Below are 21,794 nucleotides of genomic sequence, written 5' to 3'. Positions count from 1 at the left end.
CATCGAAAAAATGCTGCGGAAAATGATCTCTGGGGTGATCCATGACGCTTTTGCGACCGTAAGAAGGTCATGTTGATGGAAGCGCATCCCCCCTCTGGCCTTTTCCGCCCGCCCGCCTATGTTGCGGCACAGGGTGGCATGGGGGCATTGCGCGTGCAGGACGACTGGGTGAGGCAGATGGCGGCGGTCAAATCGGGTGATCGCGCGGCTTTTGCCGAAGTCTTTCGCCATTTCGCCCCGCGGGTGAAGGGCTTTTTGATGAAATCCGGCGCCAATGCCGCCCAGGCCGAAGATTGCGCCCAGGATGTTCTGGCGACGGTCTGGCAGAAGGCGGGGCTTTACGATCCGGCCAAGGCCTCGGTTTCGACCTGGATTTTCACCATCGCCCGCAACCGCCTGATCGACATGGCCCGACGCGACCGCCGCCCCGAGCCAGAGCTTTTGGACCAAGAGCCCGAGCCCGACCAGGCCGATGTCTATGAAACCGCCCAAGAAAACCTGCGCCTTGTGGCCGCGCTGGAACAGTTGCCGGAAAAGCAACGGCAGTTGATCCGCCGCGCCTATTGGGGCGAGCTGACCCAAAGCGAGATCGCCGCAGAAACCGGCTTGCCGCTGGGGACGATCAAATCCCGCATCCGCTTGGCGCTGGACCGGCTGCGGTTGCGGCTGGCCGAGGGCTCTGCGACGACGACGACCACGCCTGACTTTCCAAAGGACAAGACATGATCCGCCACCACCTTTCCGATGATCTTTTGATGGGCCATGCGGCGGGCACCTTGCCCGAAGCCTTCGGGTTGATCGTGGCCACCCATGTCAGCCTGTGTGACGAATGTCGGGCGCGGTTGATGACCTATGAGGCGCTTGGCGGCGCGGTGCTGGATACCGAAGCAGCGGCGCTGGCTGATGATGCGCTGGAGCGCTGCATGGCGCGGATTGGCGGGCAAGAGGCGCAGCCGCGGCGGGTGGCAAGCGCGACCCTGCCGGCGCCGCTGTTGGATTACGTCGGCGGCGATCTGTCCAAGGTCAAGTGGAAGACGCTGGGGATGGGGGTCAGGCAGGCGATCTTGCCGACCTCGCGCCGGGCCTCGGCACGGCTGTTGTATATTCCCGCCGGTCAGGCCGTGCCCGATCACGGCCACCGCGGTCGAGAGTTGACCCTTGTGCTGCAGGGCGCTTTCCGCGACGAGACCGACCGTTTCGGCCCCGGCGATGTCGAGATCGCCGACCAGGAGATGGAGCACAAGCCGGTGGCTGAGGCGGGGGTGGATTGCATTTGCCTGGCCGCGACCGATGCGCCCTTGCGGTTCACCGATTTCCTGCCGCGGTTGATGCAGCCCTTCTTTCGGATTTGACCTTCGTATCCCCCCCCATCGGCGGAAAACTTTGGGGTCGGGGGCTGGGGGGGGCATGGGTAGCGCCCGGGTCCGGTCCCCGACCGCCCAAGCAAAACGCTTGGGGCTGGCCCGCGCAAAAATCGACGCCCGCACCTGTCGCTTCCGTCATGGAATTGTGACGCTGCGCGCGGTAGCCATGGGGCAAACGGAGCGCGCTCATGACCCTGACCCTTCCCGCCTTCACCCATCCCGGCCGCTTTTGGCGCGGCAACCTGCACACCCATTCGACCAATTCCGACGGGGTCCTGGCCCCGGCAGAGGTCTGCCGCCGCTATAAGGCCGAGGGCTATGACTTCATCGCCCTGACCGATCACTTCGTTGGCCATTTCGGCTATCCGATTTCCGACACCGTGCCCTTCCGCGACAAGGATTTCACCACGATCCTGGGGGCCGAGCTTCATTCCGGCGCGATGGAGAATGGCGAGCTGTGGCATATCCTGGCCGTGGGACTGCCGCGCGATTTCGCGCCCTCGAACACGCCAAGCTTCGTGCCGGTGGCCGATCAAGAGACCGGGCCGCAGATCGCCGCGCGCGCCGTGGCGGCTGGGGCTTTCGTGGCGATTGCCCATCCGCAGTGGTCGTCCCTGACCTTTGACGATGCGCGGTCCATCACCGCGGCCCACGCGGTCGAGATCTATAACCACGGTTGCGCCATGGGCTGTGACCGGGCCGATGGCTTCTTTGTCGCCGATCAGCTTTTGACCGAGGGGCGGCGCCTGACGCTGATTGCCACCGATGACGCGCATTTTAGCGAACCCGATCATTTCGGCGGTTGGACCATGGTCAAGGCCGAGGCGAACACGCCCGAGGCCCTGCTTGCGGCGTTGAAGGCGGGGGCCTTCTATTCCTCGACCGGGCCGGAGCTGCGCGATGTCCGGGTTGAGGACGGCAAGCTGGTCGTCGAATGTTCGGCCGTGCGGTCGATCGTGGCGATCGGCTGGGGGACGGGGGCCAAGGCCGTGCATGGCGAAAGCCTGACGCGGGGCGAGGTGCCTTTGGAGCGGCTGAACAACTCGCCCTGGGTGCGGGCCGCGGTGATTGATGCGGCGGGCAAAAGGGCCTGGTCGAACCCGATCTGGACCGGGGCATCGGGGACCAACCCGCGGGTTTGATCCAACGGAGCGGCTTTGCCGCAAGAGATGGTTCGGGGGGGCGCTGCCCCCCGTCCGCCGAGGGCGGACGCCCCCCGGGATATTTGGGAAAAGATGAAATCGAAAGGCGCGCGGTCAGTTGGTTGGCGGTGCGCTTTAGCCTTTGAGAAAGCGGCGGCGGGATTCCTCGGCGATGGCTTGGCGCATTTGCAAGTCGGCGAGTTTGGCCATGGCGGCCTTGTGTTCAGGGCCTTGGGGGAGCGTGGCCAGCAAAGCCGCCTGGGCCTGGACCTGCTTTTTCAGCGTGATTTCTTCTGGCAGGACACCGGCTTGCGCCATGATGCGGAAACCTGCCGCGTCGCCTGGGCTGACGAAAGCATCGCCCGGGCGGTCGGGCAGGGGTTTGCCCTCGCCTTCCAGGCCCTGCAGGCCGCCTTTGAGCTGGGTCTTCAGGATCTGGCGCTCGGCCAGGCGGGACAGCCAGGACATGGGATCACCTCCGGGCCGATCATGCGCCCGGAGGTGGCAGGATGCAAGTAGGGCGGGTTTCAACCCGCCGCTCCTGTCAGCCGAGGATGCCGGGCAGGCGCAACCCATTGGCGATGGCGCAGTCACGCGCCACGTCATAGCCCGCATCGGCATGGCGCCAGACGCCCGAGGCCGGATCGTTCCACAAGACACGCTCCAGCCGCTTGGCCGCCTCTGGCGTGCCATCGGCCACGATGACCACGCCGGAATGTTGCGAAAAGCCCATGCCGACGCCGCCGCCGTGGTGGATGCTGACCCAGGTGGCGCCACTGGCGGTGTTCACCAGGGCGTTCAACAGCGGCCAGTCACTGACGGCGTCAGAGCCGTCTTTCATCGCCTCGGTCTCGCGGTTGGGGCTTGCCACGGAGCCCGAGTCCAGGTGGTCGCGGCCGATCACGATGGGCGCCTTGAGTTCGCCCGAGGCCACCATCTCGTTGAACATCAGGCCCGCGCGGTGGCGGTCGCCAAGGCCGATCCAGCAGATCCGGGCGGGCAGGCCCTGAAAGGCGATGCGCTCACTGGCCATATCCAGCCAGCGGTGCAGGTGGGTGTTCTCGGGGAAAAGGCGCTTCATGGCCGCGTCGGTCTTGCGGATATCCTCCGGGTCGCCCGAGAGCGCGACCCAACGGAAGGGCCCGATGCCCTTGCAAAAGAGGGGACGGATATAGGCGGGGACAAAGCCGGGGAAGGCGAAGGCGTTCTCCATCCCCTCTTCCAGAGCGACCTGGCGGATGTTGTTGCCATAGTCCAGCGTGGGGACCCCGGCGTTCCAGAAGGCGACCATGGCCTCGACATGGGCGCGCATCGAGGCACGGGCGGCTTTTTGGACCTTTTCGGGATCGGTTTCCTGTTTCGCGCGCCATTCGGAGGGCGTCCAGCCTGCCGGGCAATAGCCATGCAGCGGGTCATGGGCCGAGGTCTGGTCGGTGACGATATCCGGGCGCATGCCGCCCTGTGCCATGCGGGCGTAGATCTCGGGGAAAATTTCGGCGGCATTGCCCAGAAGGCCCACGGACTTGGCCTCGCCCTTGGCGGTCCATTCTGCGATCAGGGCCAGCGCCTCGTCCAGCGTCTTGGCCTTGGCATCCAGGTATTTCGTGCGGATGCGGAAGTCGATCCGGGTCTCGTCGACTTCGACCGCCAGACAGCAGGCGCCGGCGAAGACCGCGGCCAAGGGCTGCGCGCCGCCCATGCCGCCCAGGCCGCCGGTCAAAATCCAGCGACCCTTGAGCGAGCCCTCATAATGCTGGCGGCCCGCCTCGGCGAAGGTCTCATAGGTGCCCTGCACGATGCCCTGGGTGCCGATATAGATCCAGGACCCGGCGGTCATCTGGCCATACATCATAAGGCCCTTTTTATCGAGCGCGTTGAAATGCTCCCAGGTGGCCCAATGCGGCACGAGGTTCGAATTGGCGATCAGCACACGGGGGGCGTCGGTGTGGGTTTTGACGATGGCCACGGGCTTGCCGGATTGGACCACCAGGGTCTCGTCGGCGTTCAGGTCGCGCAAGCTTGCGCAGATGCGGTCGAAATCCTCCCAGGTGCGGGCGGCGCGGCCGATGCCGCCATAGACCACCAGGTCATGCGGGTTTTCGGCCACATCAGGATGCAGGTTGTTCATCAGCATCCTGAGAGGAGCCTCGGTCAGCCAGGACTTGGCGGTGAGTTCCGTGCCGGTGGCGGGGTAGATGTCGCGGGTGTTGTGGCGGGTCATGGTGCGTCCTTTCGGCGAAAGCTGGGGGTTTCACACCCCCAGACCCCCGTGGAATATTTAGGTCAGTATGAAAGCGATTTCGGTGGCGGCGGTGAGGGCGCCGGTCTCGATCAGGCGGGCGGCTTCGCGCAGATCGGGAGCCATGTAGCGGTCTTCGTTCAGGGGGGCGATGGTCTCGCGCAGTTTGGCGGTGGCGCGTTGCAGCGGAAGGCTGGTTTTCAGCGGCGCGCGGAAGTCGATGCCCTGGGTCGCGGTGATCGCCTCGACGCCAAGGATGACGTTCAGGTTTTCGACCATGGTCCCCAGGCGGCGGGCGCCGTGGGCGGCCATCGAGACATGATCTTCCTGGTTCGCGCTGGTGGGCGTGCTGTCGATCACCGTCGGATGGGCAAGGTGCTTGTTTTCGGACATGAGCGCCGCGGTCGTGACCTCGGCGATCATCAGCCCGGAGTTCAGGCCGGGCTTGGGCGTCAGGAACGCGGGCAGGTCGAAGGACAGGGTCGGATCGACCATCAGGGCCACCCGGCGTTGGGCGATGGCGCCGATCTCACTGATCGCCATGGCGATCATATCTGCAGCAAAACCAACAGGTTCGGCGTGGAAGTTGCCACCGGAGACGATCTGGCCATCGCTGAGGACAAGGGGGTTGTCGGTGGCGGCATTGGCCTCGATCTCCAGCGTGCGGGCGGCTTGGGCTATCACATCCATGGCCGCGCCGGTGACTTGCGGTTGGCAGCGGATGCAATAGGGGTCCTGAACGCGGGTGTCGCCCTCGCGGTGGCTTTCGCGGATTTCGCTGCCCTCCAGCAGGGCGCGCATGATGCTGGCGGCTTGGATCTGGCCGGGTTGGCCGCGGAGCTCGTGGATTTCGGGATGCAAGGGCGCGGTGGAGCCCATGATCGCATCGGTCGACAGGCAGGAGGTGACGAGGGCATTTCGCGCGGCATTTTGCGCGCCAAAGAGGCCGGCCAGCGCATAGGCCGTGGAGAACTGGGTGCCATTGATCAGGGCAAGGCCTTCTTTCGGGCCCAACGTGATCGGGGAAAGTCCTGCATCATGAAGCGCTTGCAGGCCGGTCTTGATGTGGCCGTCGTGATGGGCCTCGCCGTGCCCGATCATGGCGGCGGCCATATGCGCCAGGGGGGCAAGGTCGCCGCTGGCCCCCACCGAGCCCTGGGCCGGGATCACCGGGGTGACGCCTTTTTCCAGCATGGATTCAAGGAGTTCGACGGTCTGCATCTGCACGCCCGAAGCGCCACGGCCCAGCGACAGCAGTTTCAGCACCATCATCAGCCTTGCCGTCGCGCGGGGCATCGGCGCACCCACACCGCAGCAATGCGACAGGATCAGGTTTTTCTGAAGCGTTTCCGTATCTTCCGGCGCGATCTTCAGGCTTGCCAGCTTGCCAAAGCCGGTGTTGACGCCATAGACCGCGGCGCTTCCGCTGGCTGCCCGGGCGATATGGGCGCAAGCGGTCAGGATGCCAGGACGGGCGCTGTCATCCAGCCGTGCAGGCGCCTCGGTTCGCCAGATGCGTTCCAGCTGGGCGAGGGTGGTTTGGCCGGGGATCAGGGTCTCAGTCATAGTGGCCTCCGAAGATGCGGGCCAAGGGGGTCTGGCCGATTTTGTATGAAAGTTCAGCGGGATGCAGGGCGTTCCAGATGCAAAGGTCCGCCGCTGCGCCGACCCGGATGCCGCAGGTCAGACCAAGCGCGCGGGCGGCGTGGAGGGTGGTGCCCTGCAGCGCCTCCAGAGGGGTCATACGGAACAGGGTGCAGGCCATGTTCATCGCCAAGGTCAAGGATGTCATGGGCGAGGAGCCGGGGTTGCAGTCGCTGGCCACCGCCATCGGCACGCCAGCCGCGCGCAGGGCCGCGATGGGTGGCAATTGCGTCTCGCGCAGGGTGTAAAAGGCGCCGGGCAGGATTTGCGCGACCGTGCCCGCGGCCTTCATCGCCGCGATCCCCTCGGGCGAAAGATGCTCCAGATGGTCGGCCGACAGCGCGCCAAACCGCGCCGCCAGCGCCGCGCCGCCAAGGTCAGAAAGCTGTTCGGCATGAAGTTTCACCGGCAGGCCAAGGGCGCGCGCCTCTTGGAAAAGCCGTTCTACTTCCGTAGGTTGGAAGGCGATCTTCTCGCAGAACGCATCGACGGCATCGACCAGGCCCGCCTCGGCGGCCAGGCGCAAGGAGGGCACGGCGACCTCCGTTATATAGTCCATCGCGCGGCCCTGATATTCGGGCGGCACGGCATGGGCGGCCAGATGGGTCGTGACCACACGCAAGCGGCGGGCCCGGCCAATCTCGCGCGCAACGCGCAGCATTTTCAGCTCGTCCTGAACCGTCAGCCCATAGCCCGACTTGATCTCCAACGTGGTCACACCCCCCACGATCAGCGCGTCGGCGCGGGTAAGCGACTGTTCCAGAAGGCTTTCCTCGGAGGCCGCGCGGGTTGCGCGCACGGTCGACAGGATGCCCCCACCGGCGCGGGCGACGTCCTCATAACTGGCCCCGTTCAGTCGCTGTTCGAACTCTGCCGCCCGGTTGCCGCCGAAAACGATGTGGCTGTGGGCGTCCACCAGCCCCGGCGTCACCAGGGCGCCCCCCAGGTCGCGGGCCAGCGGCGCATAGCGTTCGGGCAGGTCGGTGCCGATCCAGGTGATCACGCCACGCTCGGCCACCAATGCGGTCGGACCCAGCCCGTAACCGGTCTCCATCGTGGCGATCGTCGCGTTCGTCAGAACGAGGGGCAGATTTGGGGGAGGGAGACTCATATGGCTTGCCTTATGTCTGCGTCATTGATTATTATGTCTAGACATAATGACCCGTCAAGGAGGTTCCATGCGCATCGTGGCGAAGCAGGCCCTGTTGCCGACAGGTTGGGCGCAGGATGTCGCGGTCGAGATCACCGAGGGCCGCATCGGGGTCATCGGCACGGGGCAGGACCATACGGTCGATGTCCTTTTGCCCGCGCCGGTGAACCTGCACTCCCATGCGTTTCAACGCGCGATGGCGGGGCTGACAGAGTTCCGCACCTCGGGGCAGGACAGTTTCTGGACGTGGCGGACGCTGATGTATCGCTTCCTTGATCATCTGACGCCCGATGATGTCGAGGCGATTGCAGCACAGGTCATGGTGGAAATGGCCGAGGCGGGTTATGCTGCGGTGGCCGAGTTTCACTATCTGCATCATGGGCTTGGCGGTCAAACTTACAGTGACTTGGCCGAGATGGCGGGGCGGATTGCGGCGGCCTCGTGTGACACAGGCTTGGGGCTGACGCTGCTGCCGGTGCTGTATGAACGCGGCGGTTGCGATGGGCGGGCGCTGCAGGGCGGGCAACTGCGGTTTGGCAATGATATCAACCGCTTCCTGGACCTTCATCAGGCTGCGGCAGGCCATTTGACGCGGCCTGACGACCGGATCGGGGTCGCGCCGCACAGTCTGCGCGCGGTTCGGCCCGAAAGCCTGGCGCATCTGCCCAAGGGGCCGATCCATATCCATGTCGCCGAGCAACTGGCCGAGGTCGCCGAGGTTCAGGCCCATATGGGAGCGCGGCCCGTGGAATGGGTGCTGGACCACGGCGCCGATGCCGATTGGTGCTTGATCCATGCCACGCAGATGACCGCGCAAGAGACGGAAAACCTTGCGAAATCCGGCGCGGTGGCGGGGCTTTGTCCGATCACAGAAGCCAATCTGGGTGACGGGATTTTCGACGGCGCGCGCTATCTGGCGGCGCAGGGGGCTTTTGGCATTGGGTCGGACAGCAACATCCGCATCAGCCTGTCCGAAGAGATCCGGATGCTGGAATACTCGCAGCGTCTGGGGATGAAGGCGCGGGCCGTGCTGGCGGATGCCACTCCAGTGGGCGGGCGCTCGGTGGGGCGGGTGATCTTTGACGGCATGGTCAAGGGCGGTGCGCAAGCGGCGGGGCGCCAAAGCGGGGCGATTGCGGTCGGCCAATGGGCGGATCTGCTGGCGCTGGATGCCAGCGGGCCGGACATGGCGGGGCGCAAGGGGGACCGGGTTTTGGACACTTTTGCCTTTGCCGGTGATGACCGGATGGTCAGCGATCTGTGGTCGGCCGGGCGCCATATCGTGTCCCAGGGCCGCCATATCGCCCGCGACGCGGTGCGTCAAAGGTTTGCCCGCGTCATGGCGCGGCTGGCCGAGGCTTTGTGATGGGCTGGGAGGAGGTCCGCGACACGGTCCTGTCCCGCATCCGCGCCCGCATCTGGGCGCCCGGCGCGCTGATCCCGGGCGAAGAGGCGCTGGCCGTGGAATTCGGCATCGCAAGGGCCACGGTCAACCGCGCCCTGACCGAACTGGCCCGCTCTGGTGTCATCGAACGCAAGCGCCGGGCGGGCACGCGGGTGGCGGCCTTGCCCATCCGCCGCGCGACCTTTGACATCCCCGTCATCCGGGCAGAGGTGCAGGGCAGGGGTCAGGCTTACGCCATAAGGCTGATCCGGCAAGAGCAAAGCCGCCCGCCGCTGGATGTTGCCCTGCGGCTGGGCTGGCCCCTGTCTGGGGCCGAGGTTTCGGGCGCGATGCTCTGCCTCGAGACGCTGCACCTTGCCGATGGCGCGCCTTTTGCCCATGAGCTGCGCTGGCTGAACCCGGCCGTCCTGCCCGACCCGCGCCCCGATTTCACCGCCATCAGCGCGAATGAATGGCTGGTCGCCCATGTGCCCTTTGTGACCGGCGATATCGCCTTTTCGGCCGAGCCCGCCGCCCCAGAGGTCGCCGCCGCCATGGGCCTTGCCCCCGGCGCGCCGGTCTTCGTGACCGAGCGTTGCACCTGGGGCGAGCGCGCGCCCGTGACATGGGTCCGCCTGACCCATGCGCCGGGCTATCGGCTGCAGACGGTGATTTGATCCCCATGGGGACCTGATGATTTCGGGGCTTTGATCAAGCCGGGGATCAGACCGCCGCGCCCGCCCCGCGTTTCGGCCAAGATTATGATTAACGCGCTTTGTTTCCGGTTCCGTCGCTTGACGCAGGCTTTTTTTGCCGCAATTAACGATCTGTTAAGTCATTGCGCAGGGGTGAATATGAAGTCCGCGATTATCCTGGTTTCGACCATGACCACTTTGCTTTCGGCCTGCGGCGGCGGCACCGGCACCGGTGTTGACGGCCTGCAGGAATATCAGGACCTCAAAGTGGGGTTTGACGGGCTTGCGCTGAAGTATCGCGACGAAACGGCGACCGCGGTCATGCCGACCGAAGGGACAGCGACCTATACCGGCGTGGCGGGCTTTCTGTTTGGGGCCGAGACCGTGGACGCCGATGCTTTGGCCAAGACCGCCTCGACCCTGACCGTGAATGCGAATTTCACCAATGGCGGGATGTCGGGCTCGATGACCGATTTCTACTATTATGACGGCTCCAGCGTGCCGGGCTCTTTGACCATCACGGGCGGTCCGCTGACGGGGAATACCTTCACGCGTCCGGTCACGGGAAACCTGTTCGTCGATGGCGACCTGCGTCCGATTGCCGGGACGGTGGAGGGCTTGTTTGCGGGCAATGACGCAAAGGCCGTCGGTGTGGTGGGCGACCTGACCGCCACGGGCAGCGCGACCGCGATTTCCGTGTTCGGCCTGGCCGAGCGCTGAATGAAGCTGCTTGCGGTCCTGGCGCTGCTGGCGGGGCTGGGTCCGGTTCAGGCCGAGACTTGGCCCGCAGCATCCCTGTCGTCGGACCGCAGGCTTTTGGCCTATGCCCTGACCCGCGACCGGCCGCAGGATTTTCCCGGCGGCTGGCAGGCGACGGTGGGCGCCTTGGTGGCCGAGGCGGGACTAAGCGGCCGGACGTTTGCGCCGCGGGTGCAACTGGCGCCGACGCTGACCTGGGATGCCAGCATCAACGGCGGCATCCCGTCGGATACGATCCAGCTTGGCGGCCTGACCTTCACCGTCGATCCGGACAGCCGGGCGGTGGCGGGGCTTTTGCCCGGCCTGTCGCTTGGCGTGGTGCAGGTGACGGGCCTGGCGCCGGGGCGGGGCTTGCGGGCCACGGCCTCGGTCTGGGGGGCGCGGTCTGACGGGCTTGCGGTGGTGCGGCTGGCCGGTGAGGTCTGCGGCCTTGCCGATCTGGGCGCCTGGACCTTTGCCGACCTGTGCCTGTCGCACGAAGAGACGCGCCGGGAGCTGTCCACGGCGGAACTGTCGCGCGCCTCGCTGACCGTCACGCGCCTGTCGGGCGATGGGGCGCAGGTGCGGCGCATGGCCTTGCGTCTGGGGGGCGAGGGGCGCCGCGGCGATCACCGCCCGACCGCCGCCCTGACCTATGAGACCGCCGGGCGCCTTGGCCTTGTCACCGCAACGCTGGAGGGCGGCGCTTTGGTGCCGGGCTGGCAGGCTGTGATCTCGCGGCAAAGCCTGGGGCTGCGGCGGTCGGTGCTGGGGGCGCCGATGGGCGTGACGCTGGCCCATTCCCACGAGGCCGGAGAGCGGTTTTTCGGTCAGGCGCGCGTGGACGACGTCTGGTCGCTGCAGGCGGAACGCTGGATGGCGCGGGGGGTCAAGGCCTCGGTCGGGTATCAATGGCGCGCCTCGACGCAAGCGGCGCAAGAGGGCGGCACGGTCCTGTTCGCGCTGGACCTTGCGGGCCTGCTGCGCTGAACCCTAAGCCAAAGCGCGGGCGACGATCCGCGTCAGGCGGCGGTGCAGGGGCGTGATGCGGTCGCGCAGATGCATGGCGGCATAGACCGGCTGGCGCAGCAGCGGCGCATCCTGCACCCGTTGCGCCACCCCCCGCGTCACCAGATCTTCGGCCGTCTTTTCCAGCACATAGCCCGCCCCGCCTGACGCCAGGATCAACGAGGCCACCGAGGCCGATTGCCCCACCGACACCGGCGCCGAGGCAAGGTCGGGGGTCAGTTGGCGGTGCATCTCCTCGAACGCCGGAGAGAAATGGCCGAACACAAAGGTTTCCGGGCGCAGGGCCTCCATCCGGTCGGTTTCGGTCGAGATCATGGCGTAACCCACCTCTCCGACGCTGTCGAAATGCAGGTCGGGATGGGGTTTGGGGCTGAACATCACCGCGAAATCCAGCGTGCCATGCAACAGGTCCATGCACATCTGGTTGGAGTAATCGGGCTCGATGTAAAAGACGGTGTCGGGGGCGGCGCGGCGGAAATCCGCGACCCAATGGCCCAGATACAGCGCCGAAAGGTCGTTCTGGATGCCAACCCGCACCAGATGCGCCGCGCGTTGCGGCACCTGGATGCGGCGCTTGGCCTGATGCCATTCGTGGCGCAGCATCCTGGCATGGGGTTCGAACCGGACGCCTTCGGTCGTGGGCTCGGTTCCCGCGCGCGACCTTGTGAACAGCCGCGCGCCCAAGGCGGCCTCCAGGGACGCAAGCCGGGCCGAGACGGTGGATTGCGTCACCGAAAGCCGCTCGGCGGTGCGGTGAAAGCTGCGGGTCTCGATCAGGTCAAGGAAGGTCTCGATAAGCTCGATCTGCATGTCTGGTCCTGGGGGCTCTGATCGGGTTTTCCGATCAATAGCGCGCCTGCCGCCGAATTGAAAGCGGGCGCGCGCCGGGGGATAAGGGGGCAACAGGAGGCCCAGATGTCCGATTTCCCAACTCATGCCCGCGTTGTCATCATCGGGGGGGGCGCGGTCGGCGTGTCGTCGCTGTATCACCTGGCCAAGGCGGGGTGGACGGACTGCCTGCTGTTGGAAAAGAACGAGCTGACGGCCGGGTCGACCTGGCACGCGGCGGGCAATGTGCCGACGTTTTCGTCCTCTTGGTCGATCATGAACATGCAGCGTTACAGCGCTGAACTTTATCGGAAATTGGGCGCCGAGGTCGATTATCCGATGAATTACCATGTGACGGGCTCTGTCCGGCTGGGGCATACCCGCGAACGCCTGATGGAGTTCCAAAAGGTCGTCGGCATGGGGCGTTATCAGGGGATGGACCTGAACATCCTGTCGCCCGACGAGATCAAGCGGGTTTACCCTTTCGTCGAAACCCATGACCTGACCGGCGCTTTGCATGACCCCTATGACGGCGACATTGATCCGGCGCAGTTGACGCAGGCCTTGGCCAAGGGGGCCCGCCAGATGGGCGCGCGGATCGAACGCTTTTGCCCTGTGACCGCGGTCCGGCGTGAGGGCGACGAATGGGTCATCGTGACGCCGAAGGGCGAGGTGCGCTGCGAAAAGGTCGTGAACGCCGCAGGCTACTATGCCGGCAAGGTGGCCGAGATGTTTGGCCGGAAACTCCCGATGATGGTGATGAGCCATCAATATATGCTGTTCGACACGATCCCGGAGCTTGAGGCCTGGTCGAAAGAGGCCGGCCACAAGCTGCCTTTGCTGCGCGATGTGGACAGCAGCTATTACCTGCGTCAGGAAAAGATGGGCTTCAACCTGGGCCCCTATGAGGGCAACTGCCGCGCGCATTGGGTGGAAAAGTCCGATCCTTTCCCCGACGACTTCAGCTTTCAGCTGTTCCCCGACGATCTGGAGCGGCTGGAGTGGCATATCAACGACGCCATGGCCCGTGTGCCATTGTTGGGCCAAGCCAACCTGACCAAGGTGATCAACGGACCGATCCCCTATACGCCCGACGGCAACCCCTTGATCGGGCCGATGCCGGGCGTGCCCAATGCCTATGAGGCTTGCGTGTTCACCTTTGGCATCTGTCAGGCCGGGGGCGCGGGCAAGGTGCTGGCCGAATGGGTGACAGAGGGCGCGACGGAATGGGACATGTGGTCTTGTGACCCGCGCCGCTTTACCGGGTTCGAGGATGCGGATTACTGCGTGAAAAAGGGGATGGAGGTCTATGGCCACGAATACGCCATCCACTTTCCGCACCACGCCTGGCCCGAGGGGCGCGACAAGAAGCTGTCGGCGGTGCATGAGGCGACCAAGGCCATGGGGGCGCAGTTCGGCCCCTATAACGGCTGGGAGCGCGCCTTGTGGTATGCGCGCCCGGGCGATGACACGTCAGAGGCCTCGCAGCGGACCTGGGACCGCGCGGGACCGTGGTTCGGTGCGGTCAAGGCCGAGTGTGAGGCGGTGCGCGATGCGGCGGGGATTTTGGACCTGCCGGGCTTCTCGCGGTATGTGATCGAGGGCGCGGGGGCGGCGGAGTGGTTGGCCCAGCAGATCACAGGGAAACTGCCCGCGGTCGGGCGTCTGGGGCTGGCCTATTTCGCCGATGACAAGGGCCGGATCGTCACGGAAATGTCGGTGGCGCGGATCGCGGCGGACAGGTTCCTGTTGATCACCGCGGCGACGGCGCAGGCCCATGACAAGGACTGGCTGTTGCGGCATCTGGCGCCGGGCCTGACCCTGCGCGACGAGACAGAGGCCTGGTCCTGCCAGATCCTGACCGGGCCGAAATCGCGCGAGATCCTGGCGGCGGTGTCGGATGGCGACCTGGCGAAGGGCTGGCTGACGCATCAGCAAGCGACGATTGCGGGGCAGGAGGTCTGGTTGTTCCGTGTGAGTTTCGCGGGGGAATTGGGCTGGGAGATCCATTCTCCGGTCGGCGTGACGGCCAAGGTTTACGCTGCGGTGATGGCTGCGGGCACGCCTTTGGGGCTGAAGCCGTTCGGGATGTTCGCGCTGAATTCCTTGCGGGTGGAAAAGGGCTATCGCGCCTGGAAGGGCGACCTGTCCACCGATTACACTGTGCTGCAGGGCGGGTTGGAGCGGTTCGTGGACTGGAGCCACGCGTTCCGCGGCAAGGCGGCGCTGGAGGCCGAAAAGCAGCGCGGTGTGACCAAGCGCTTTGCCACCCTGGTCATTCAGGCCGGCCCGCAGGACCCGCCCTATATGGCGACGATCTGGAAGGACGGCGTGATCGTGGGGGAACTAACGAGCGGCTATCATGGCCACCGGGTCGGGGCTTGTATCGGGCTGGGGATGCTGGCGGTCGATGTGAATGTGCCGGGAACCGCGGTCGAGGTTGACATCTTTGGCACCCGCTATCCGGCGGTGGTCCAGGCGGATGCGCCGCTGTGGGACCCCAGGAACGAGCGCATCCGCGCTTGACCCAGCGCCGGGGCTCTGCCCCGGACCCCGGAATATTTGAGCCAGTATGAAAGACGAGAGCATGAGCATACCTTTGAAGGCGCGGGCGGTTGTGGTGGGGGGCGGGATCTCGGGCGCCTCGGTGGCCTATCACCTGGCCAAGGCCGGCTGGACGGATGTGGTGCTGTTGGAGCGGCGGCGGTTGACGAGCGGCACAACCTGGCACGCGGCGGGGTTGATCGGGCAGCTGCGGGGCAGCGCCAATATGACGCGGTTGGCGAAGTATTCGGCCGATCTTTACCGCGGGCTGGAGGCCGAGACGGGCGTGGCCACGGGCATGAAGCAGGTGGGCTCGATCTCGGTGGCGCTGACCCGCGAGCGGCATGAGGAGTTGCTGCGCCAGGCGACGGTGGCGCGGATTTTCGGGGTGGATGTGGCGGAAATCTCGGCCTTGGAGGTGAAGGGGATGTATCCCCATCTGGAGGTTGGCGATGTGGTCGGCGCGGTGCATCTGCCCTTGGATGGGCAATGTGATCCGGCCAATATCGCCATGGCCCTGGCCAAGGGCGCCCGGATGAAAGGCGCGCAGATTTTCGAGATGACGAAGGTCACGCGGATCACCACGGCTGCGGGCCGGGTGACGGGGGTGGACTATGAAGGCCCCGAGGGACCCGGCCATATCGAAGCCGATGTCGTGGTCAACTGTGGTGGCATGTGGGGGCGCGACCTTGCGGCGGCCAATGGCGTCACGCTGCCTTTGCACGCCTGTGAGCATTTCTATTTGCTGACGGAGCCGGTGAAGGGGATTGGCGATCTTCCGGTTCTGCGGGTGCCCGATGAATGTGCCTATTACAAATCCGATGCCGGCAAGATGATGCTGGGGGCCTTTGAGCCCAAGGCGAAACCCTGGGGCATGGGCGGCATCCGGCCGGATTTCGAATTCGACACGCTGCCCGAGGATTGGGACCACTTCATGCCCATTCTGGAAATGGCCACCAAGCGGATGCCTTTGTTTGAAACCGCGGGGATTCACACGTTCTTCAACGGGCCGGAGTCGTTCACGCCCGATGACCGTTACTATCTGGGCCCCGCGCCCGAGGTTCAGGGCTATTGGATTGCGGCGGGGTATAACTCGATCGGGATCGTGTCTTCGGGCGGCGCGGGGATGGCGCTTGCGCATTGGATCACGGAAGGAGAGGCGCCGTTTGATCTGTGGGAGGTTGATATCCGCCGGGCTCAGCCCTTCCAGAAGAACCTCGCTTACCTGAAAGAGCGGGTCAGCGAGACTTTGGGGCTGCTGTATGCGGATCACTTCCCGTATCGGCAGATGGCGACGTCGCGCGGGGTGCGGCGGTCGCCCATCCATCAGCAGCTGGCGGACCGGGGCGCGGTCTTTGGCGAGGTCGCGGGTTGGGAGCGGGCGAACTGGTTCGCAAACCCCGGCCAGGAGCGGGAGTATCGCTACAGCTGGAAGCGGCAGAACTGGTTTGACAACCAGAAGGCCGAGCATGTGGCGGTGCGCGAAAGCGTGGGCCTTTTTGACATGACCTCTTTCGGCAAGATCCGGATCGAGGGGCCGGGTGCCTGCCGGATGATGAACCGGGTCTGTTCGGCCGAGGTCGATGTGGCGCCGGGCAAGATCGTCTATACGATGTTCCTGAATGGGCGCGGCGGGATCGAGGCCGATGTGACCGTCACGCGGTTGACCGAGACGGCCTATCTGGTTGTGGTGCCCGGGGCGACCTTGCAAAAGGATCTGGCCTGGCTGCGCGGCCATGTCGGCGAGGATTTCGCCGTCGTGACCGATGTGACGGCCTCGGAATCGGTGCTGTGCGTCATGGGGCCCAAGGCGCGCGACGTGCTGTCGCGCATCACACCGAATGACCTGTCCAACGCCGCTTTCCCCTTTGGGACGGCGCAGGAAATCGAGCTGGGCATGGGGCTTGGCCGCGCGCATCGCGTGACCTATGTCGGCGAACTGGGGTGGGAGCTTTATGTGCCCACCGATCAGACCGCGCATGTCTTTGAGGCGCTGATGGCGGCCGCCCCCGAGGTGAAGCTGTGCGGCCTGCATACGCTGGATTCGTGCAGGATCGAGAAGGCCTATCGCCATTGGGGCCATGACATCACCGACGAGGATCATGTGCTGGAGGCGGGGCTTGGTTTCGCGGTCTCCAAGAAGAAGACCGGCTTCATCGGGCGCGAGGCGGTTCTGGCGCGTCAAGAGGCGGGCCTGTCGCGGCGGTTGGTGCAATTCCGCCTGACCGACCCCGAGCCGCTGCTGTTCCACAACGAAGCGGTGGTGCGCGATGGGGTGATCGTCGGGCCTGTGACCTCTGGCAACTACGGTCACACTTTGGGCGGGGCTGTGGGCTTGGGCTATGTGCCGTGCAAGGGCCAGACGGCGGAAGAGGTCCTGGGGTCGCGCTATCAGATCGAAGTCGCGGGGGTGCGGCATGAGGCCGTGGCCTCGCTGGTGCCGATGTATGACCCCAAGTCGGAACGCGTGCGTGGGTGAGACGCCCCGGGGGCTCTGCCCCCGGACCCCCGGGATATTTATGAAAAGATGAATGAGGATGGGCCGATGAGCGAAGTGGGTGAAGTTTGCGAACCGGCGAAGGCGCGGAGTGCGGCCCAGTCGGGTGGACGTTCGGGTGGGCGGGCGGCGCGGGTGGCCATGCGGGCCGCGCCTCTGGCCGATGATGTGCGACCCATCAAGGGCGGCATGGTGGGCGGGACTTACAAGCCCCTGACCGAGGCGGGGATGGCGCGCATCCATGAAAGCGCCTTGCAGGCCTTGGAGGTCATCGGGTTCTCCAATGCTCCGGCTTCGGGGGTGGAGATATTGACCGGGGCCGGGGCGGTTTTGGGCGATGACGGGCGCATCCGGTTTCCGCGCGCTTTGGTCGAGGATATGTTGGCGGTGGCGGCGCGGGATATCACTCTGCATGCGCGGGACCCTCGGCATGATCTGCATCTGTCAGGGTCAAAGGTGCATTTCGGCACGGCGGGGGCGGCGGTTCATATCGTCGATCCGGTGACGCATGACTATCGCGATTCCACCGCGCAGGACCTTTATGACGCGGCGCGCCTGGTCGAGCATCTGGACAACATCCACTTCTATCAGCGGACCATGGTCTGCCGCGATGTCATCGACAACCGCGACATGGATCTGAACACGCTTTATGCTTGCCTTGCGGGCACGCGGAAACATGTCGGGACCTCGTTCTTTGACCCCGAGGCGGTGGCGCCGGCCTTTGACATCCTGCATATGGTGGCGGGGGGCGAGGACAAATGGCTGGAGCGGCCCTTTGTCAGCAATTCCAACTGTTTCGTCGTGCCGCCGATGAAATTTGCCGAGGAATCCTGCCGGGTGATGGAGGATTGCGTGCGCCGCGGCATGCCGATGCTGCTGTTGTCGGCGGGGCAGGCGGGGGCCACGGCGCCTGCGCCCATCGCCTTGGCCATCGTGCAGGCCATGGCGGAGTGTCTGGCGGGTGTGGTCTATGTCAACGCGATCAAGAAGGGGGCGCCTTTCATCTTTGGCACCTGGCCTTTTGTCAGCGACCTGCGCACCGGGGCCATGTCGGGGGGCAGCGCGGAACAGGCGCTTCTGACCGCCGGTTGCGCCCAGATGCACCGGTTTTACAACCTGCCGGGCGGTGCGGCCTCTGGCATCAGCGACTCGAAGTTGCCGGATATGCAGGCCGGTTGGGAGCAGGGGATCACCAATACGCTCGCGGGCCTTGCCGGGCTGAACATGTGCTATGAGGCGGTCGGGATGCATGCCTCGCTTCTGGGCTTCTGCCACGAAAGCCTGATCATGGGCGATGACCTGTTGGGCCAGGCCATGCGCTGCGTGCGGGGCATCGAAGTGACCGAAGACAACACCTCGATTGAGGCGATGAAGCAGGTTTGTCTGGGCGGGCCCGGGCATTACCTGGGGTCGCTGCAGACGCTGGAGTTGATGCAGACCGAATATGTCTATCCCAAGGTCGCCAACCGCATGTCTCCCAAGGAGTGGAACGAGGCCGGCAAGCCCCTGCTTCTGGACAGCGCCATCCGCCGCAAGAATGAGATTTGGGCCAAGGCGGGCAATGTGATCGACCCTGCCATCGACGCGCAGATCCGGGCGAAATACCCGATGCATTTTCGCTAAGCGGAGGACAGGGTGAGGCAAAGGGAGGACAAGATGCGTTACGGCTATATCGGACTGGGCAACCTTGGCGGCCATCTGGCGGCCAGCCTGATCAGGGCGGGCCACGAGGTCGTCGTGCACGACCGCAACATGGAGCTTGCCGCGCGGCTGGTCGCGATGGGGGCCACGCCTGCCGCGACACCGGCCGAACTGGCGGGGCAGGTGGATCACGTTTTCACCTGCCTGCCCTCGCCCGCCGTGTCAGAGGCCGTGCTGGCCCAGGTCCTGCCCGCGATGCGGCCGGGCGCCACCTGGGTCGAGAATTCGACGCTGGGGCGCGATGACGTGATCCGGCTGGCGGGGCTGGCGCGGTCGATGGGGGTCAGGATGCTGGAGGCTCCGGTGACGGGCGGTGTCCATCTGGCGGCACGGGGCGAGATCACCGTGCTGGTCGGCGGCGACCGGGATTTGTATGACATGCACGAGGCCGCCTTGCGCGCCATCGGCAACCGCATCTTCCATATGGGGCCGCTTGGGTCGGCTGCGGTGATCAAGGTCATCACCAATATGCTGGCCTTTATCCATCTGGTGGCCGATGGAGAGGCTTTGATGCTGGCCAAGCAGGGTGGGCTTGACCTGAAAACCGCCTGGGAGGCGATTGCGGCCTCGTCGGGGACCTCTTTCGTGCATGAGACCGAGGGGCAATTGATCCTGAACGGGTCCTATGACATCGCCTTCACGATGGACCTGGCGCTGAAGGACCTGGGCTTTGCCATGGGCTTTGGCCGCGAATTCGGCGTGCCTCTGGATCTTGCCAGCCTGACGACCCAGACCTTCCTGAAGGGCAAGGCCGTCTATGGCGGGACGGCGCAATCGACCCAGATCGTCAAGCTGCTGGAAGACGCGCTGGGAACCGACCTGCGCGCCGAAGGTTTTCCGGCGCGGTTGGAGTAAGTCCAAGGTCCAAGCGACGGAACCCCGGGGCATGCCCCGGGCTCCGCAGCGGCGGCAGAGCGCCCGTCGTCAATTCCCGAAGCGCTGTGATCCCCGAAGCGCCCGAAGTCCCCCCCCGGGGGCGCTGTCAATCGTCGGCCGGGGGGGCATTTGAACGCTTCTGTTCCGCTGCGTAGCCCGGGGTAAACCCCGGGTTTCGCTCGTTTGGACGATGCGCAGTCCCGCTTTCCTTGCCTCTTTTCCCGAAGATCCTCGGGCCACGCGCCCGAAAGGCGCTTGGTAGGGCAGACGGAACACCGCCCTTCCTGTCATGCGCCCTATTTCCGACAAAAACACTCAAGAAAATTTCCAACGCATTCAACACTTTGGCAACCTCAAAAACATCCTTTGGGGGCGCAAATTAACCTCCCCTTGGTTGACCCCGCCCCCCCACGGCGCTAAACCCAAGCCCAATGCTGCGGGTGCGCCATGCCCGCTCAATCCGGTTGAAGGAGCCCTTCGTGGATACGCTCTCAAGCGACTACCTCCCCATTCTCGTGCTTTTGGCTGTGGCCGTTGGTCTGGGGATCGTGCTGATCCTTGCGGCCGCGGTGCTTGCGGTGCGCAATCCCGACCCCGAAAAGGTCTCGGCCTATGAATGTGGGTTCAACGCCTTCGACGATGCGCGGATGAAATTCGACGTGCGCTTTTACCTCGTCTCGATCCTCTTCATCATCTTTGACCTGGAAGTGGCCTTCCTCTTCCCCTGGGCGGTGGCTTTTGCCGATATCTCGATGGTGGGCTTTTGGTCGATGATGGTGTTTTTGGCCGTCCTGACCATCGGTTTCGCCTATGAATGGAAGAAGGGGGCCTTGGAATGGGCGTGATGACCGGAAACGCTGCGGGCGCTGATCGCGAGGTCGCAACCCAGGCCCTGAACGCCGAACTGCAGGACAAGGGTTTTCTGCTGACCTCGACCGAGGATGTGATCAACTGGGCGCGCAATGGCTCGCTCATGTGGATGACCTTTGGTCTGGCCTGCTGCGCGGTCGAGATGATCCATGTGTCGATGCCGCGCTATGACCTTGAACGCTTTGGCACCGCGCCGCGCGCTTCGCCGCGTCAATCCGACCTGATGATCGTCGCAGGCACCCTGACCAACAAGATGGCGCCGGCCTTGCGCAAGGTCTATGACCAGATGCCCGAGCCGCGCTATGTGATCTCGATGGGGTCCTGTGCCAATGGCGGCGGCTATTACCATTATTCCTATTCGGTGGTGCGCGGCTGTGACCGCATCGTGCCGGTCGACATCTATATCCCGGGCTGCCCGCCCACGGCTGAGGCGCTGCTTTACGGCATCCTGCAATTGCAGCGGAAGATCCGCCGCACCGGCACTCTGGTGAGGTAAACCATGGAAAAGCTGCAAACTCTGTCGACCTATCTGGTCGAAAAGCTGGGCGCGAAAGTCTGTCCGGAAATCGCCTTTGACGAGCTGACGGTGGTCGTGACCCTGGCGGATATTCTGCCGGTGCTGTCCTTCCTCAAGGCCGATCAGGCCTGCCGGTTCAACAGCCTGGTCGACATCACCGCGGTCGACTACCCCACGCGCCCGACGCGGTTCGAGGTCGTCTATCACCTGCTGTCGATGTATACCAACGCCCGCATCCGGCTGAAGGTCGCGGTGGGGGAAGCCGATATGGTCCCCTCGGCGATCCAGATCCATCCCTCGGCCAATTGGCAAGAGCGCGAGGTTTTCGACATGTTCGGGATCTTGTTCTCGGGCCATCCCGACCTGCGCCGCATCCTGACCGACTACGGCTTCCGCGGTCATCCGCTGCGCAAGGATTTCCCGACCACCGGTTACACCGAAGTCCGCTATGACGAGGCGCTGAAGCGCGTCATCTACGAGCCCGTCAGCCTCGTGCAGGAATACCGGCAGTTTGATTTCATGTCGCCGTGGGAGGGTGCCGAATACATCCTTCCGGGCGACGAGAAGAAGGCGTGA

At 65.0% G+C, this 21,794-nt stretch carries 19 protein-coding genes; 14 read left to right on the top strand and 5 right to left on the bottom strand.

The features are described from left to right. Positions 1-138: 138 nt before the first annotated feature. The 3 genes from NX862_RS12810 to NX862_RS12800 all read left to right on the top strand — a co-directional run bounded on the left by NX862_RS12810 (position 139) and on the right by NX862_RS12800 (position 2,506). Positions 139-726 carry a sigma-70 family RNA polymerase sigma factor gene (locus NX862_RS12810; RefSeq protein ID WP_413694571.1) on the top strand — a complete coding sequence of 196 codons (588 nt, stop codon included), beginning with the start codon at positions 139-141 and terminating at the stop codon, positions 724-726. After that, positions 723-1,352 carry a ChrR family anti-sigma-E factor gene (locus tag NX862_RS12805; protein ID WP_264494292.1) on the top strand — a complete coding sequence of 210 codons (630 nt, stop codon included), beginning with the start codon at positions 723-725 and terminating at the stop codon, positions 1,350-1,352. Before NX862_RS12810 ends, NX862_RS12805 begins: the two co-directional genes overlap by 4 nt. Before the next feature lie 206 nt (positions 1,353-1,558). Then, a complete protein-coding gene (locus tag NX862_RS12800; protein ID WP_264494326.1) occupies positions 1,559-2,506 on the top strand; it encodes a PHP domain-containing protein in 948 nt (315 codons plus the stop codon). Positions 2,507-2,641: 135 nt separating this feature from the next. On the opposite strand, the gene NX862_RS12795 is transcribed toward NX862_RS12800, so the two are convergent. The 4 genes from NX862_RS12795 to hutI form a co-directional block, all read right to left on the bottom strand. Continuing rightward, positions 2,642-2,974, bottom strand: a complete 333-nt coding sequence (locus NX862_RS12795) for a DnaJ family domain-containing protein (RefSeq protein ID WP_264494291.1) — start codon at positions 2,972-2,974, stop codon at positions 2,642-2,644. Positions 2,975-3,050: 76 nt separating this feature from the next. Further along, positions 3,051-4,727: a urocanate hydratase gene (hutU, locus tag NX862_RS12790; RefSeq protein WP_264494290.1), complete on the bottom strand. Its 1,677-nt coding sequence runs from the start codon at positions 4,725-4,727 to the stop codon at positions 3,051-3,053. A 57-nt stretch (positions 4,728-4,784) separates the two neighbouring features. Continuing rightward, positions 4,785-6,311 carry a histidine ammonia-lyase gene (gene hutH, locus NX862_RS12785; protein WP_264494289.1) on the bottom strand — a complete coding sequence of 509 codons (1,527 nt, stop codon included), beginning with the start codon at positions 6,309-6,311 and terminating at the stop codon, positions 4,785-4,787. Next, complete coding sequence (gene hutI, locus NX862_RS12780; protein ID WP_264494288.1) at positions 6,304-7,500, bottom strand: imidazolonepropionase; 1,197 nt, start codon at positions 7,498-7,500, stop codon at positions 6,304-6,306. Before hutI ends, hutH begins: the two co-directional genes overlap by 8 nt. A gap of 67 nt (positions 7,501-7,567) precedes the next feature. Here hutI and NX862_RS12775 point away from each other — a divergent pair, with 67 nt between their 5' ends. The 4 genes from NX862_RS12775 (at position 7,568) to NX862_RS12760 (ending at position 11,346) form a co-directional block, all read left to right on the top strand. Beyond that, complete coding sequence (locus NX862_RS12775) at positions 7,568-8,905, top strand: formimidoylglutamate deiminase (RefSeq protein ID WP_264494287.1); 1,338 nt, start codon at positions 7,568-7,570, stop codon at positions 8,903-8,905. Further along, positions 8,905-9,600 carry a histidine utilization transcriptional repressor HutC gene (hutC, locus tag NX862_RS12770; protein WP_264494286.1) on the top strand — a complete coding sequence of 232 codons (696 nt, stop codon included), beginning with the start codon at positions 8,905-8,907 and terminating at the stop codon, positions 9,598-9,600. Before NX862_RS12775 ends, hutC begins: the two co-directional genes overlap by 1 nt. Positions 9,601-9,777: 177 nt before the next feature. Beyond that, positions 9,778-10,338, top strand: a complete 561-nt coding sequence (locus tag NX862_RS12765; protein WP_264494285.1) for a transferrin-binding protein-like solute binding protein — start codon at positions 9,778-9,780, stop codon at positions 10,336-10,338. Then, entirely contained in the window at positions 10,339-11,346 is a 1,008-nt protein-coding gene (locus tag NX862_RS12760; RefSeq protein WP_264494284.1) for a hypothetical protein, read from the top strand. A gap of 3 nt (positions 11,347-11,349) precedes the next feature. Here NX862_RS12760 and NX862_RS12755 read toward each other — a convergent pair whose 3' ends face one another. Next, positions 11,350-12,195 (bottom strand): LysR family transcriptional regulator, encoded by an 846-nt coding sequence (locus NX862_RS12755; RefSeq protein ID WP_264494283.1) that lies wholly within the window; start codon positions 12,193-12,195, stop codon positions 11,350-11,352. Between the two features lie 105 nt (positions 12,196-12,300). Between NX862_RS12755 and NX862_RS12750 the strand changes: the two genes are divergently transcribed. The 7 genes from NX862_RS12750 (at position 12,301) to NX862_RS12720 (ending at position 21,794) form a co-directional block, all read left to right on the top strand. Next, positions 12,301-14,739, top strand: coding sequence for a GcvT family protein (locus NX862_RS12750; protein ID WP_264494282.1), 2,439 nt, complete (start codon positions 12,301-12,303; stop codon positions 14,737-14,739). Between the two features lie 61 nt (positions 14,740-14,800). Further along, positions 14,801-17,236 carry a GcvT family protein gene (locus tag NX862_RS12745; protein ID WP_264494281.1) on the top strand — a complete coding sequence of 812 codons (2,436 nt, stop codon included), beginning with the start codon at positions 14,801-14,803 and terminating at the stop codon, positions 17,234-17,236. Positions 17,237-17,302: 66 nt separating this feature from the next. Continuing rightward, positions 17,303-18,877, top strand: coding sequence for a trimethylamine methyltransferase family protein (locus NX862_RS12740; RefSeq protein ID WP_264494280.1), 1,575 nt, complete (start codon positions 17,303-17,305; stop codon positions 18,875-18,877). Between the two features lie 33 nt (positions 18,878-18,910). Next, on the top strand, positions 18,911-19,810 hold the full coding sequence (locus NX862_RS12735) for an NAD(P)-dependent oxidoreductase (RefSeq protein WP_264494279.1): 900 nt from the start codon (positions 18,911-18,913) through the stop codon (positions 19,808-19,810). 500 nt (positions 19,811-20,310) lie between these two features. Continuing rightward, positions 20,311-20,676: an NADH-quinone oxidoreductase subunit A gene (locus tag NX862_RS12730; protein WP_264494278.1), complete on the top strand. Its 366-nt coding sequence runs from the start codon at positions 20,311-20,313 to the stop codon at positions 20,674-20,676. Then, the gene (locus NX862_RS12725) at positions 20,667-21,197 is read left to right on the top strand and encodes a NuoB/complex I 20 kDa subunit family protein (protein WP_319800878.1); all 531 of its coding nucleotides are present in this window, start codon (positions 20,667-20,669) and stop codon (positions 21,195-21,197) included. Before NX862_RS12730 ends, NX862_RS12725 begins: the two co-directional genes overlap by 10 nt. 3 nt (positions 21,198-21,200) lie before the next feature. Continuing rightward, complete coding sequence (locus NX862_RS12720; protein ID WP_264494276.1) at positions 21,201-21,794, top strand: NADH-quinone oxidoreductase subunit C; 594 nt, start codon at positions 21,201-21,203, stop codon at positions 21,792-21,794.

Source organism: Stagnihabitans lacustris (genome assembly GCF_025950525.1).
Classification (GTDB): domain Bacteria; phylum Pseudomonadota; class Alphaproteobacteria; order Rhodobacterales; family Rhodobacteraceae; genus Stagnihabitans.
This window is presented reverse-complemented; position numbering and strand designations above follow the sequence as displayed.